This is a genomic window from Acinetobacter sp. CIP-A165, assembly GCF_000367985.1.
Taxonomy (GTDB): domain Bacteria; phylum Pseudomonadota; class Gammaproteobacteria; order Pseudomonadales; family Moraxellaceae; genus Acinetobacter.
The window spans coordinates 173,948-188,008 of sequence record NZ_KB849201.1; the positions used below are offsets into that span (position 1 = coordinate 173,948).

Annotated in this window: 13 protein-coding genes and 1 pseudogene; 4 read left to right on the top strand and 10 right to left on the bottom strand. The window is 40.3% G+C overall.

All coding sequences use genetic code 11. From position 1 onward, the window contains the following. Positions 1-127, top strand: a pseudogene (locus F991_RS17415) (IS5/IS1182 family transposase); the annotation flags it as partial. Positions 128-386: 259 nt separating this feature from the next. Here the strand turns inward: F991_RS17415 and tauD are convergent. The 4 genes from tauD to tauA are packed head-to-tail and all read right to left on the bottom strand — an operon-like array spanning position 387 to position 3,966. After that, a complete protein-coding gene (tauD, locus tag F991_RS03540) occupies positions 387-1,232 on the bottom strand; it encodes a taurine dioxygenase (RefSeq protein WP_004668986.1) in 846 nt (281 codons plus the stop codon). A gap of 14 nt (positions 1,233-1,246) precedes the next feature. After that, positions 1,247-2,128 carry a taurine ABC transporter permease TauC gene (gene tauC, locus F991_RS03545; protein WP_004668987.1) on the bottom strand — a complete coding sequence of 294 codons (882 nt, stop codon included), beginning with the start codon at positions 2,126-2,128 and terminating at the stop codon, positions 1,247-1,249. Next, positions 2,125-2,916 carry a taurine ABC transporter ATP-binding protein gene (locus F991_RS03550; RefSeq protein ID WP_004668988.1) on the bottom strand — a complete coding sequence of 264 codons (792 nt, stop codon included), beginning with the start codon at positions 2,914-2,916 and terminating at the stop codon, positions 2,125-2,127. The genes tauC and F991_RS03550 overlap by 4 nt, the downstream gene beginning before the upstream one ends. Positions 2,917-2,925: 9 nt before the next feature. Continuing rightward, positions 2,926-3,966 carry a taurine ABC transporter substrate-binding protein gene (gene tauA / locus F991_RS03555; RefSeq protein ID WP_171063392.1) on the bottom strand — a complete coding sequence of 347 codons (1,041 nt, stop codon included), beginning with the start codon at positions 3,964-3,966 and terminating at the stop codon, positions 2,926-2,928. 268 nt (positions 3,967-4,234) lie between these two features. Between tauA and chrA the strand changes: the two genes are divergently transcribed. After that, positions 4,235-5,575, top strand: coding sequence for a chromate efflux transporter (chrA, locus tag F991_RS03560; RefSeq protein ID WP_004668990.1), 1,341 nt, complete (start codon positions 4,235-4,237; stop codon positions 5,573-5,575). On the opposite strand, the gene F991_RS03565 is transcribed toward chrA, so the two are convergent. The 4 genes from F991_RS03565 to F991_RS03580 all read right to left on the bottom strand — a co-directional run bounded on the left by F991_RS03565 (position 5,570) and on the right by F991_RS03580 (position 8,731). Then, positions 5,570-6,187, bottom strand: a complete 618-nt coding sequence (locus F991_RS03565; protein WP_004668991.1) for an ATP-binding cassette domain-containing protein — start codon at positions 6,185-6,187, stop codon at positions 5,570-5,572. The genes chrA and F991_RS03565 overlap by 6 nt on opposite strands. After that, positions 6,187-6,876 (bottom strand): molybdate ABC transporter permease subunit, encoded by a 690-nt coding sequence (gene modB, locus F991_RS03570; protein WP_004668992.1) that lies wholly within the window; start codon positions 6,874-6,876, stop codon positions 6,187-6,189. The genes F991_RS03565 and modB overlap by 1 nt, the downstream gene beginning before the upstream one ends. Next, positions 6,873-7,640, bottom strand: coding sequence for a molybdate ABC transporter substrate-binding protein (gene modA, locus F991_RS03575; RefSeq protein ID WP_004668993.1), 768 nt, complete (start codon positions 7,638-7,640; stop codon positions 6,873-6,875). Before modA ends, modB begins: the two co-directional genes overlap by 4 nt. A 158-nt stretch (positions 7,641-7,798) precedes the next feature. Beyond that, the gene (locus F991_RS03580) at positions 7,799-8,731 is read right to left on the bottom strand and encodes an IS5-like element ISAba12 family transposase (protein ID WP_051064200.1); all 933 of its coding nucleotides are present in this window, start codon (positions 8,729-8,731) and stop codon (positions 7,799-7,801) included. Between the two features lie 172 nt (positions 8,732-8,903). Between F991_RS03580 and F991_RS03585 the strand changes: the two genes are divergently transcribed. Then, positions 8,904-9,860, top strand: a complete 957-nt coding sequence (locus tag F991_RS03585) for a M15 family metallopeptidase (RefSeq protein WP_004668995.1) — start codon at positions 8,904-8,906, stop codon at positions 9,858-9,860. Positions 9,861-9,924: 64 nt separating this feature from the next. On the opposite strand, the gene F991_RS03590 is transcribed toward F991_RS03585, so the two are convergent. Continuing rightward, positions 9,925-11,340, bottom strand: a complete 1,416-nt coding sequence (locus F991_RS03590) for an aspartate ammonia-lyase (protein ID WP_004668996.1) — start codon at positions 11,338-11,340, stop codon at positions 9,925-9,927. A gap of 134 nt (positions 11,341-11,474) precedes the next feature. Here F991_RS03590 and F991_RS03595 point away from each other — a divergent pair, with 134 nt between their 5' ends. Next, on the top strand, positions 11,475-12,356 hold the full coding sequence (locus F991_RS03595; RefSeq protein WP_004668997.1) for a LysR substrate-binding domain-containing protein: 882 nt from the start codon (positions 11,475-11,477) through the stop codon (positions 12,354-12,356). 255 nt (positions 12,357-12,611) lie between these two features. Here the strand turns inward: F991_RS03595 and F991_RS03600 are convergent, their stop codons facing one another. Further along, positions 12,612-13,910: a dicarboxylate/amino acid:cation symporter gene (locus F991_RS03600; RefSeq protein WP_004668999.1), complete on the bottom strand. Its 1,299-nt coding sequence runs from the start codon at positions 13,908-13,910 to the stop codon at positions 12,612-12,614. Positions 13,911-14,061 lie beyond the last annotated feature (151 nt).

The window sequence follows — 14,061 nt, forward strand, 5'->3', positions numbered from 1 at the left end:
CAAATTATTAGGAGATAAACTCAGTGCAAGGAGTTTTGATAGCCAAGTCAATGAGATCCATGCACGTGTGGCAGTCCTTAACAGATTTACGGAATTAGGTCGACCACTTACCCAAGTTACGCCTTAAATTTGGCTCAATTAGGGGCGCTTTGCATTTCAAATCTTTGTGCAACAAAGCCACTGTCTGTTATAAAGCATGTTTAAAGTTAAACAAAATTATGTGGTAGCCAAAAGCGTTAAAGAGAACTTATTTTTTTATAAAAAGGGATTTCTGTCTAAAAAAATGTATTTTTTGTCAAATGTTCAACAGATTATCATTTAAACATAAAAAAGCTTAGGACTCATTAGCATCCTAAGCTTGCTTTAAATAACCAAAAAATAGAGACTTAACTTGCAGCTTTATAAAACGGCACATCACCGTTAATAGTGGCTCGATGCATAATCCGATGCGCATCACCATAATCAAATAAAGCCTTATGCTGCGTGCAACGATTATCCCAAATTGCCACGTCACCCGCTTGCCACTGCCAACGTAAATGGAACTGCTCACTGGTCGCATGCGCAAATAGATACTGTAACAACTCAGTACTTTCCGCCTCATCTAATTCATTAATACGCGTGGTAAAACCTTCACTCACGAATAAAATCGGCTGACCTGTGACAGGATGGGTTCTCACCACTGGATGAATGACTGGAGGATTGCGTTTAAAGGTTTGTTCCAGTTTTTGACGCTCAACTTCATTATGTGCAAAACGTTCAATCGGGAAAGACTGACGAATATCATGCGTAGCCGTTAAGCCTTGCAACTTTTGCTGTAAGTCTTGATCCAGTGCAGCAAATGCAGCCGCGCCGCTTGACCACAGCGTGTCACCACCAACGGGCGGAATCTTGATGGCTTGCAATACACAACCCAACGGTGGTTTTTGGCTAAACGTGACATCAGTATGCCATAACTCATTGTCACGTAAGTCTTGTTTCCAACTATCCAACACAATGATTTCAGGTACATTTTTCACCGTTGGAAAAATCGGATGAATATGCAAAGAACCAAAACCACGTGCCAAATCAGCTTGGGCTTGCGGTGCTAGCTGCTGATGACGGAAGAAAATCACATGATGATCAAGCAACGCCTGTTGAATGTGTTGGGTGGTCTTTGCATCAACCATATTTAGATCTATATCGTGAATAATTGCACCAATGCTTGGTTTAATGATTTCAATATTTAACGTCATTTTTACATCCACACTTATAACTGTTGACCATACCAAGGCGAGAGTTGCTGCTGTAACCACCGCAAGAACAATTCAAAACTGACGGCGACAATGGCAATCACAATGATGCCGAGTACCACAGTATCGGTGATCAGGAATTGCGCCGCTGACTGCACCATAAAACCAATACCACGATCTGCTGCCACCAACTCCGATGCCACTAAGGTTGACCAGCCCACACCTAAACCAATACGGATTCCTGTCAAAATATGCGGCAAAGCCGTTGGTAAAATCACACGCCAAAATACTTGTGACTGGCTCGCGCCTAAAGATAAAGCGGCACGTTCACGATTAAGTTGATGGCTCAACACGCCATATGTACTGCTGATAATCACGGGTGCAAGGATCGAAAAGAAAATCAAAAGTACTTTGGTGGTTTCACCAATGCCGAACCAGATCACCAATAAAGGTAAATAGGCCAAAGGTGGAATCGGACGCAATAATTCAACCAAAGGATCAAATACCGCACGTACCCATTTATTCTGCCCCATCCACAACCCTAGGGGCACACCAATCGCAATTGCTGCAACAAGCGCCAATAAGACACGAGAAATACTCGCAGCCAAATGTTGCCACAATGTTGCTTGCATAAAGCCTTGTTGGCTGACTTCAAGGAACTTCTGCCATACCGCCTGTGGACTCGGTAAAAATAGGCTTGGGACAATGTTTAATGCAGTGATCAGATACCAAATCGCCAATACACCCAAAACACTCGACAAACTAAGAATCAAACTACGGCGGCGAGCTACAAACCCTCCTAATGCATTCAGAACGAAACGTGATTGCTTGGGCTCGGATGGATGCAGCTCAGTCGTCTTCGTAACTTCATAGACGGTATTTTTTGCTTGACCCGTCATACAGTCACCTCATGTCCTGCCTGTTTCTGCACTCGCAAACGTTCAAACAGTTGTTCGCGTAATTGAATAAACTTGGGATCGGATTTAATCGCGCGAATGGATTCTCCCCGTTTATAACGATCAGCAAAATCTAATTTTAAAGTTTCCACGATCTTGCCGGGACGAGACGTCATTAACACCAGTTGATTGCTCAGTAACAAGGCTTCTTCAATGTCATGTGTGATCAGAAAGAATGATTTATTTTGTTCAATCCATAAATCTAAAACCAACTGCTGCATGGTTTCACGGGTAAACGCATCGAGGGCAGCAAAAGGCTCATCCAATAAAATAAAAGCTGCATGGCTAATCAAAGCACGTGCAATACCAACACGTTGCTTCATGCCCCCTGACAGTTCCCAAATATTAGCTTTGGCAACATGGCTCAAACCAACAATTTTCAAGATCGTATCAACTTGCTGTTGTATTTCATGTGCTTTTAAGCCTTTGAGCTGCAAAGCAAAACCAATATTTTCAGAGACATTTAACCAAGGCAGCAAAGCGTGATCCTGAAACACCACAGCGCGGCGTGCATCAGGTGCTGTAAGCACGTCATCATCCAATTTAATTTGCCCCGAACTTGGCTGTTGGAAACCCGCCAAAATATTCAACAATGTTGTCTTACCACAGCCTGACTCTCCCAAAACTACAGTTAACGTGCCTTCTTCAATCTTGAGATTAATATCTTGAAGTACAGGTACATGCTGCTTTGGAAAAGTTAAATGAAGATGCTCAGCAGCTAATACGCTCATTTAGATCTCCTATGGCTGTAAGAAGTTGGTGGTGATATTGTCTCGATAATCAGACTTGACTTGATCGACTTTGCCCTGACTTTTTAAGAAAGTCGCCGTATCAAAAATATTCTTGGCAAACTCACCCGCTAAAGTGGCTTGTTGTTGCTGACGATCTAGATAAATATTTCCTGAAAGCAGTAATGGAATATCTTTGCTATCCGATCCTGTCAGTTGCGCAATTTTCTGGATATTGTCCGTATTTTGTTGAAAGGCTTTGGGATCTTGGTTATAGGCTTCGATCTGCTTCAAGCTGGTTTTTACGAAGGCTTTGAGGAACTCAGGATTCTTCTCAGCAAAATCTTTACGTACCACCCAAAGATCATAGGTTGGTGCGCCCCACTCACCGACTTGTTTAGAATCGGTAAGCACCTGTCCGCTAGCTTTGATTTTGCTTAATGCAGGTTCCCAGACATAAGCAGCATCAACATCCCCGCGCTCCCAAGCCGCAGTAATTTCAGGTGGACGTAAATTAATGATTTTGAGTTGGTTCTCTGAAATATCCCAATGCTTTAACGCAGACAATAAGCTGTAGTGCGTGGTTGAAACAAAGGGAACCGCAATGGTCTTACCCACTAAATCTTGTGGTGTTTTAATCCCCGATTTATGACTCACTACTAAAGCCTCAGAACCACCTAATTTTGAAGTCACTAAAAATACTTCGATGGGTAAATCACGACCGGCGGCAGCGGCGAATGGACTTGAACCAATATTGCCGATCACCACATCCCCCGAGGCCAGCGCATTGATCACATCCGAACCTGCATCAAATTTACGCCATTGAATGGCTTGATCGCTGTCACGCTCATAGTCTCCATTGACCTGAGCCACCTTGGTCGGATCAATGCCTGTCTGATAGGCGATCACAACAGGCTTGTTATTTTTAGAATGAATAGGCACAGCATCTTTTTGATTTTGATAGATAATAAAAGCAACAATCGCCACAAGGACGATTGCTGTAACAATAAGTGGCTTGGAGTTCTTAATGCCCATAATCAGATGATCTTTCAACAATATCTGATTATGGTATGCGTCATGCTTTATGATTAAAAATAAGAAAAAGTGCGTTGTATATTCATTTAAAATCTATCAACTTATGAAGCACATCCAAATAGACTGTAATAGACTCCTTTGATAAATCCCTGAAAGCGGGCTAATAAATTCATCATTTTGAATCATTAAACGCATAAATTAAGTAATACTGCGCTTCGATAAGTACGGTTGATGTAATATCGTGATCTTATTGTGAAGAAAAATTCAACGCTTGCTGAGACCAATCATGCAACAGCCCGATGTCGTACCAGAAACTCCAACCATCCCCTTTTGGCAAGCTTTTTTATTTTGGCTCAAATTAGGTTTTATCAGTTTTGGTGGCCCAGCAGGTCAAATTGCAGTCATGCATCAAGAACTGGTTGAGCAAAAACGTTGGATTTCGGAAAAGCGGTTTTTACATGCACTGAATTACTGTATGTTGCTTCCTGGTCCAGAAGCACAACAATTGGCCACCTATATTGGTTGGCTCATGCATCGAACGATCGGTGGTTTGGTTGCGGGGATTTTGTTTTTCCTGCCCTCATTATTTATTCTGATCCTACTTTCTTGGGTTTATATCCAGTTTGGTGATGTCCCGATTATTGCAGGGCTATTTTACGGCATAAAACCTGCTGTCACCGCAATCGTATTCCATGCAACCTATAAAATCGGTCATCGCACCCTCAAAAATAAGTTTTTATGGTTTATTGCCAGCACAGCATTTATCGCTATATTTTTCTTTAAGATTCCCTTTCCAATCATCATCCTCAGTGCGGCAATATTGGGCTATCTGACCAGTAAAAAATATCCGCGCTTATTTGCTCAGCAAACTGCACATACAAATAGCGCAAAAAGTTATGGTGCAGCGGTAATTGATGATGATACTCCGCCACCCATTCATGCTATTTTTCGTTGGGCGAATCTACTCAAGATTTTAATCATTGCAGGATTATTATGGTGTGTGCCGATATTAATGTTGTCCTTAACATTGGGGTGGCAACATACTTATACGCAAATGGCATGGTTTTTCACTAAAGCGGCTTTACTGACCTTTGGTGGCGCTTATGCAGTTCTGCCTTATGTCTATCAAGGCGCAATCGAAAATTATGGCTGGCTCAGCCCAACGCAAATGATTGACGGCCTTGCATTAGGTGAAAGTACCCCCGGCCCACTGATTATGGTGGTGGCTTTTGTTGGTTTCCTTGGCGCTTTCAATGCTGCCTTATTGGGAACTGAACATTTATTTCTTGCGGGTGCAATTGGAGCAGTGATCGTGACTTGGTTTACCTTTCTCTTTTCTTTTGTATTTATTTTGGCGGGCGCACCTGTCATCGAATCCACCCATAACCAACTTAAATTTACAGCTCCACTGACCGCAATTACAGCAGCCGTGGTTGGGGTGATTTTAAATCTCGCACTGTTCTTTGGCTATCATGTGCTTTGGCCTAATGGTTTTGAGCAAGGATTTAATTTTGAAGCTGCACTGATGACTCTTGCTGCTTTAATTGCATTATTTAAATTCCAGATCAATGTGCTATATGTGATCTTTGCATCTGCGCTGTGTGGATTAATGCTATATCTCTTATAAATACCATATCACATCTGTGAGCTGCTCGATCTCCGCTTTGTCATGGCTGACATACAGCATCGGGATTTTGATATCCTGTATCACCTGCTGAAAAAAAGGAATAATCTCAGCCTTATGCGCTGCATCCAAGGCTGATAAAGGTTCATCTAATAACAATAAATGTGGTGAATAAAGTAACGCTCGGCCCAAGGCAACGCGCTGCTTCTCGCCACCTGAAAGCTTAATCGGCATTCGCTCGACTAAATGACCTAGCTTTAATAACTCAATAATATAGTCCACATCAAACTGCCGTTGCCGCGGCTGAATATGCTTAAACCCAAAACGTAAATTTTGCATCACATTTTTATGTGGAAACAGTTGTGCATCTTGAAAGACCAAACCGACGCGGCGTTGTTGCGTCGTTAAATTAATCTTTTGACCAGGATCAAACCAGATCTGATCCTGAACCTTGATCCAGCCTGATTGCGGCGTGATTAGACCAGCGATACTGTGCAAGATCGTGGTTTTACCTGAACCCGATGCACCAAATAAACCAATGACTGCATGATCAGACTGGAAACGCTGATCAAGACAAAATTGACCTTGCTGTAAACGAATATGACAATCAATCATCACGCATAACCACGCTTATTTTTCTGATAGCGATTGAACCACTGCGCAAACCATAAGGCAAAAAAGGCAACCGTCAATGACAAAATAATCAAGCGCCAAACCGCTGCTTCAGTATCAGGTTGCTGCATCAAACTATACATCGCCAAGGGCAAAGTCCGCGTTTCACTGGCAATGTTGCCAACAAAAGTTATGGTCGCACCAAACTCTCCCAAACTACGACAAAAACATAAAATGCTACCGACTAAAATCCCACTACTGGCCAAAGGCAAAGTCACTTGCATAAATGCACCAAATGAAGAAGCACCCAAACTCTTTGCCGCAATTTCTAAACGCTGATCGACCAGTTCAATTGCGAGTCGTATCGATTGTACCAATAACGGAAACCCCATCACTGCCGATGCAAGTACCGCTCCTTTCCAATTAAATGCAAACTCTATTCCGAAAGGTGCGAGATACTGCCCTAAAAACCCATTATTTCCAAAAACTTGCAATAATAAATAACCGGGTACTACTGGAGGAAGAACCAAAGGCAGAAAAACCAAAGTCTCTAACAAAGATTTTCCCCAAAACTCTTTTCGCGCCAATATCCAAGCAATCAAGGTGGCAGGAATTAAACTAAAAATGAGACAAGTTGCTGCCACTTTACATGACAGCTTCAGGACTTCGATCTCTTCAGGTGTGAGCATCATTGCGGCAGTACACTAAAGCCATATTTTTTAAATATAGAAGTTGCCTCTCGGCTTTGCAGAAACTGATAGAACTTTAAGGACTCTGTATTGTTCCTAACTAATCCAACTGGATAAATAATCGGTTTATGGGTATTCTCAGGAAATACAGCGGTGATCTGCACATTCTTTGTCACCGCGGCATCAGTGGCATAAACAATCCCTGCTTGGCATTCACCACGCGCGACAAAGTTTAAAGCAGCACGAACATCTTCTGTTGCAACGAGACGAGGCTCGACACGTCCCCACCAATCCAGCGAGATTAAAGCTTGCTTTGCATATTTTCCAACAGGCACACTTTTGGTATCGCCTGTACAAATTCGACCTCGAATCACGCTCAGTGGATCAACGTTATTTTGCATTTTAATCTTAATTGGGTGATCTTTCGGACTAATCAATACCAAACGATTTACGAGTAAGTTGACCCGATGATTTGCTGTGACTCGTTTTTTTGTTTGCAAATAATTCATCCAGTCCACATCCGCAGATATGAATACGTCCGCTGGCGCACCTGCTTCAATCTGTTTGGCTAATGTTGCAGAACCTGCATAAGAAGTTTTTATTTTGACTTTATTTTTATGTTGATAGTGCTGGGTTAATTCATTAATTGCATCCGTCAGACTCGCAGCAGCATATACCGTCACCGTATTGCTCGCCGATACATTAGCACCAAACAATAAATTTCCTGCGAACAGTATTGTTGCAAAGCACGCTGCTTTAATCTTCATAGATGTTCAATCTTCCTCGGATTTCGCTATGTTTCCACAAACATAGCGCCTAATAAAGATACACGAAAAACCACAATTAGCCAGCGCTTTGGCTTTAGATCATTTGGGCTTTGTTGCACAAAGATTTGAAATGCAAAGCGCCCCTAATTGAGCCAAATTTAAGGCGTAACTTGGGTAAGTGGTCGACCTAATTCCGTAAATCTGTTAAGGACTGCCACACGTGCATGGATCTCATTGACTTGGCTATCAAAACTCCTTGCACTGAGTTTATCTCCTAATAATTTGATGCAATGCATCTTAGTTTCAACCAAACTTCGCCGATGATAGCCTGACCATTTTTTCCATAGTGTCCTGCCTAAACGTTTAATTGTTCGAAGTAATTCATTTCGCTCTAGCGAGCTACTCTTTGTATCTTTCCATGGTTTCGCATTTTTTCTAGGTGGAATCACCGCATGCGCTTGCCGATCTGCAATGACCTGACGGCATTGCTTGGTGTCATAAGCTCCATCGGTATAAACAGAGTTAATCTGCTCATCTTGTGGAATCTGATTAAGTAAATCACCAAGCACCTGTGAATCACTGACATTATTGGTTGTAAGCTGAACTGCTCGTATTTGTAGGGTTTTAGCATCTATACCAATATGAAGTTTACGCCATTGGCGACGATATTCAGGTCCATGTTTCTTGCGTTTCCATTCGCCCTCACCTAGAAACTTCATGCCTGTAGAGTCCATGAGTAGATGCAGCCCATCGCTACTTTTTTGGTAGCTGATTACAATATCAATATGCTTTTGTCTTCTACAAAGCGTGGTGTAATCTGGAGCTATCCAATTTAATCCGCAAAGTTTAATCAGACTTTGCACAAAGCCAGTGACCATACGTAAAGACAGACGGAATAAGGATTTAATCATTAAGCAGCATTGGATGGCTGCGTCGGAGTAGGTTTGATTTCGCCCTTGTTTACCGATGGACGGAGCATACCATTGCGTAGCAGGATCAAACCAAATGGCAATATTTCCGCGACTCATGAGTGCTCGGTTATATGCGGGCCAATTGGTTGTGCGGTAGATTTTGTGTGCAGGCTTCTTCATTTGAAAATTATATCGCTGAAAAACCCTTTACAGATAGGTTTGTGCAACAAAGCCTCAACCAACCAAAACCAATGCAGCAAAGGAGGTCGAGGTTGAAGCCGAAGCACCAGAGGCAACGGTACAAATCAATGTGACCCAACGGCCCTTTTCTGTAAATGAACTGAAATAGCCAATGATTTGGTTTATTTCTTTCTGTTTTATTTTGGTCGCTGTGACACTGACGTTGTTAATGTCTTATGAGTTACGCACTAAATGCACACAATTATTACGGTCACTACTTCCAAGTAGCAGAAAGAAAATCGTCAATGCGATGCAGTTTGCAGAAAACATGCATCAAGCTGCTGCACCTGAAAAAATCCAATCACACTGGCATCTACAACAGTGGTGGATTTTAATTGCAGGTTTCTTTTTATTTGCCAGTATTCTGATCTTTGCTTTCACACGTCCAATTAATTCAACCCGTATCGAAGCCGAATATTTAAAAGAAACAGACCCTCAGGTTTATGCTTTATTGAATGGTGAAATACTCAGCCCACCGCCAGAAGTCGATGTCACCCTAATTCATGACGCACTCATCGAAGCAACACGAATTGAACAAGAATATCTCGCTCAGCACAGCGGTTCGGTTGATGCATCGCAGATAGAAGTACCCATCACTCATTCCCACGGTGCTTTGGATAGCAGCATGGTTGACCGTAAATGGGATAAGATGAATCCTCGTTATAAGCAGCGCTTACTCATGGTCTTTAAGATTATGAAGGAACAATATGGATATGAGCTGGTGTTACTGGAAGGTTATCGTAGCCCCGAACGTCAAAATATGTTGGCAGGAAATCCAAATACAACACGCGCAAGAAGTTACCAAAGCTACCATCAATTTGGATTGGCTGCCGATGTAGCATTTAAACGAAATGGTAAAGTGGTCATCACTGAACGCGATCCTTGGGCGATGAGAGGCTATGAACTATATGGCCAAGTTGCTGAATCAGTTGGTTTAACTTGGGGTGGTCGTTGGAAGTCCATTAAAGACTTCGGTCATACTGAATATCGCATGCCCGGCTTGAAGAAAACCAGAGAAATGGCGGAAATGCTCACCTCTGAAGGTCAGGTCAATAGCAATATTTCTTAACCGTATAACAAAGAAGCCCATCTATATGGGCTTCTTTAATTCATTCATGAATTAGATCAATGAATTATATCGATTGCTTCGGGTGTACCATGTTTTTCACAGCTAAAATATCCGCCAAAACTTGATCAGATATTAAGTTCTCAGCTCTAATCAAAGCCAACACGCTTTGCCCAGACTCATTGGCTTGTTTCGCAATACGAGTGGTCGTTTCGTAGCCTAAATATGGGTTAAGCGCAGTAATGATACCAATTGAATTTTCGACCTGTGACTGACAAAGTTCGGCATTGGTACGAATCGTTTCAATGCACTTGTATTGGAACATCTGCATCGCTTTGCCTAATAGCTCGATTGATTCAAACAGTTTAAATGCAATCAATGGTTCCATCGCATTCAACTGTAGCTGACCCGCTTCCGCAGCTAGAGTAACCGCCAAATCATTGGCAATCACTTGATAACAGACCAAATTCATTGCCTCAGGGATCACAGGATTCACTTTACCTGGCATAATCGAGCTGCCTGGCTGACGCGCTTCTAAATAAATTTCGTTTAAACCTGCACGTGGACCACTAGATAATAAACGTAAGTCATTGGCAATTTTTGAAAGTTTGGTTGCTGTACGTTTTAACAAACTCGACAACAATACGAAATCGCCCATATCCGATGTTGCTTCGATTAAATCAGGTGCACTGCTAATGTTTCGCTGGGTAATCTCTGACAATGATGCAATGGCATATTCACGATACTGGGTTTCAGTATTGATGCCTGTACCGATTGCAGTTCCGCCTAGATTAACCACACTTAAAGCTTCAGGCATGATCTGATTTAATTTATTTAAATCATTTTGTAAAGTCGTTGCAAAAGCACCAAACTCCTGCCCTAAAGTCATAGGTACAGCATCTTGTAGCTGGGTACGTCCCATTTTTAGAATATTGGCAAACTCATCCGACTTGGCTCTGAAGCTTTCAATTAAATCGTTAAATGGTACATTTAATTGTTGAATTGCAGTGATTAATCCAATTTTTATGGCTGTTGGGTAGACATCATTGGTTGATTGAGACATATTTACATCATTATTTGGGTGTAAATATTGATACTCACCTTTTAAATGACCAAGATATTCCAAGCCTACATTTGCAACAACTTCATTTATATTCATATTGGTTGAAGTTCCAGCACCACCTTGAATCATATCTACCATAAATTGATCATGATATTGATTATTTAAAATTTGTTGGCAGGCATATTGAATTGCATTATTTTTATTTTCTTCAATTTTATTGAGTTTGAAATTTGCATGTGCACATGCCGATTTCACCATTGCTAGTGCTTTAATAAAAGCAGGAAATTGACTCAATTTATTCTGACTTAGATTAAAATTTTCAATTGCTCTTAAAGTTTGAACACCATAATAACAATGTGATGGAATTTCTTTATTACCTAATAAATCTTTTTCAGTCCGTGTGTTAATCTTAACATTCATTTAAATAGACTCTGCTTAACAATGAATTTATATTAGTGGACAAATTGATTTTTTTCTAATGTAAAAAAATATTACTACATGCATTTTTTGCATAATAGATTATAATGTATATAAGCAGGCGTTAAGGATAGGTTATGACCTTGGAAATTCGATGGATTGAAGATTTACTTGCACTCGAGCAAGAAAAATCGATCTCCCAAGCAGCAGAGATGAGACACGTCACACAATCTGCATTTTCTCGTAGAATTCAAAATATTGAAACGGCATTGGGTTTCCAAATTTTAAAACGGCATAGTAAAAATATTGACTTCACCGAAGCTGGACAAATTTTATTGGCTTCAGCAAAAAATATCCAAAACCAACTTGAAACAACAATTAACTATCTAGAAAAAAACATTAAAAACAATGAATTAACAGTTAAATTTGCAGTATCACATTCATTAATAACGCAATTTTTCCCAAGGTTTATCCACGATTTGTCACTCAATTTAGCAGACTTAAAATTAGAAATTATTGCAGCCAACCAGAAACAAGGAATGCGTTTGCTCAAGGATGGCTCATGTGATTTTTTAATTTGTTATTGTGATCAAAAAACGTTACAGCAACTTGACCCTTCCCTTTTCGCTTTCCATAAAATCGTAAAAATGGAAATACTCCCCGTTACCGCGCTCAATAATAACCAACCAAAATTTTCATTTGATCAGCTTTTCCCACTGTTGGCTTATAGTAAACAAGCTTATTTAAGAAACTGTGTCGATGAGGTTATTGAGAATAAATTAAATTACCGTACATTATATGAAACAGACAATGCTGGCGACTTAAAAGAACTCGCTTTACAAGGTTTAGGTATTGCGTGGTTGCCAAAACTACTTATTGAAAAAGAAATTAATGAAAAAAAATTAATGATCGTAGATCAGGAAAGCTATCATACATTTCAAAATATCTATATTATCAGACGTGAAATAATACTTTCAAATCGAATAGGCTACATTTGGAACTCATTAACTTCTCGTTAATTTTGATACCTTTCATATTCCTTTAAATTTATTAAATTAATAAAATATACAATATAAAAAAGTGATTGTTTAGAAATTAAATTTTGGATTAACATCCAAAAAACTAAACAATCACTATAAATAAAGCTTTTTAAAAAACAATATAAACTATTCAATAGACCGCTCTCATAAATATTTTTCTTCACCTGATTGGAGAAAAATAAAAAAGGCGACATAATGATGAAAGAGGTCTATTTTATAGGAATAACTTAAATCTTAACTATTATCTGCCAATCGACTGACTGGAATAATTGGTTCAACCATGACCTCATCTTGCTCTTCAACCTCATGCTTGTCACCTTCAGTTCGCGCGATAACCGCGGTTGCAATACTATTTCCGATGACATTGGTTGCAGTACGCCCCATATCTAAAAATTGATCAATTGCAAGAATTAATAAAATACCCGCTTCTGGAAGTTGAAACATAGCAAGTGTCGAAGCAATCACCACAATAGATGCGCGCGAAACGCCAGCAATGCCTTTACTTGTGATCATCAAGGTTAATAAAATCAAAGCCTGCTGAGCAAAACTCAAATCCACATTATAGGCTTGTGCAATAAACAACACCGCAAAAGCCATATACATCATTGAACCATCGAGATTAAATGAATAACCCAAAGGTAATACAAAGCTAGTAATACGTTTCGGCACACCAAATTTATCTAAAGCTTCCATCGTTTTTGGATATGCAGACTCACTACTGGCTGTTGCAAACGCCAACATGGTTGGCTCACGAACCGCTCGCATCAATCTAAAAACATCTTTTCTCAAGAAGATATAGCCAAACGAAATGAGGATCATCCAAAGGATCAATAGACCAATATAGAACTGCCCAATGAAAATACTATAATCAAGAATTAATTTAGGTCCCTGAACTGCAATTGCTGATGCGATTGCTGCAAATACCGCAATCGGTGCTGCTGCCATGACATAGTCGGTAATACGGAACATAACACGGCATAGTTCATCGATGATTCGACCAATGACTGAAGCACCCGTTTGATGCTGTACATACGCTAATGCTGAACCAAAGAAAATTGAGAACACCAAAATTTGCAAAATTTCATTATTTGCCATCGCTTCTGCAAAACTACGCGGGAAAATATGCGTAATAAATGTCTGCAAGCTTAAGCTGGAAGCACTCACGCCAACATCCACAGCTTCTTGTGGAATACTGAGGTTCATTCCTGCCCCAGGTTGGAAATAATTGGCTAAGCCCATCCCAAGCAAAAGAGAAATGAACGATGCACCAATAAACCAAGTCATTGCTTTAAACGTAATCGATCCGAGTGAGGATGATTTCCCCATTGAAATTAGACCTGAAACAATAGTTGCAAACACCAAAGGTGCAATAATCATTTTAATTAATCTTAGAAATACATCGGTAACGATCTTAAAATAACCCGCGATGTCTGTTGTTTGTGCAGTGCTTAAAGTGCTATGACATGCCCAGCCCACTAATATTCCTGTGATCATCGCAATCAGAATATATTTGAGCAGTTTTTTTTGATTCATAATAGTTATTCCTTCCCTATTTCGCTTTGCATCAAATCACAAACATACATTTGATTTTTGATGACGATCCATGCTGATCTCATCAGATAGGCTGTGCTTTTCTAGAAGCACAAACCAATTGACTCAACAATTAGCAGAGGCAAGTGTTACT

What these genes read in the sequence shown, in the direction of transcription:
- tauD (WP_004668986.1), bottom strand. Translation starts at nt 1,232, where the DNA reads ATGACGTTAAATATTGAAATCATTAAACCAAGCATTGGTGCAATTATT.
- tauC (WP_004668987.1), bottom strand. Translation starts at nt 2,128, where the DNA reads ATGACGGGTCAAGCAAAAAATACCGTCTATGAAGTTACGAAGACGACT.
- F991_RS03550 (WP_004668988.1), bottom strand. Translation starts at nt 2,916, where the DNA reads ATGAGCGTATTAGCTGCTGAGCATCTTCATTTAACTTTTCCAAAGCAG.
- chrA (WP_004668990.1), top strand. Translation starts at nt 4,235, where the DNA reads ATGCAACAGCCCGATGTCGTACCAGAAACTCCAACCATCCCCTTTTGG.
- F991_RS03565 (WP_004668991.1), bottom strand. Translation starts at nt 6,187, where the DNA reads ATGATTGATTGTCATATTCGTTTACAGCAAGGTCAATTTTGTCTTGAT.
- modB (WP_004668992.1), bottom strand. Translation starts at nt 6,876, where the DNA reads ATGATGCTCACACCTGAAGAGATCGAAGTCCTGAAGCTGTCATGTAAA.
- modA (WP_004668993.1), bottom strand. Translation starts at nt 7,640, where the DNA reads ATGAAGATTAAAGCAGCGTGCTTTGCAACAATACTGTTCGCAGGAAAT.
- F991_RS03580 (WP_051064200.1), bottom strand. Translation starts at nt 8,731, where the DNA reads ATGAAGAAGCCTGCACACAAAATCTACCGCACAACCAATTGGCCCGCA.
- F991_RS03585 (WP_004668995.1), top strand. Translation starts at nt 8,904, where the DNA reads ATGATTTGGTTTATTTCTTTCTGTTTTATTTTGGTCGCTGTGACACTG.
- F991_RS03590 (WP_004668996.1), bottom strand. Translation starts at nt 11,340, where the DNA reads ATGAATGTTAAGATTAACACACGGACTGAAAAAGATTTATTAGGTAAT.
- F991_RS03595 (WP_004668997.1), top strand. Translation starts at nt 11,475, where the DNA reads ATGACCTTGGAAATTCGATGGATTGAAGATTTACTTGCACTCGAGCAA.
- F991_RS03600 (WP_004668999.1), bottom strand. Translation starts at nt 13,910, where the DNA reads ATGAATCAAAAAAAACTGCTCAAATATATTCTGATTGCGATGATCACA.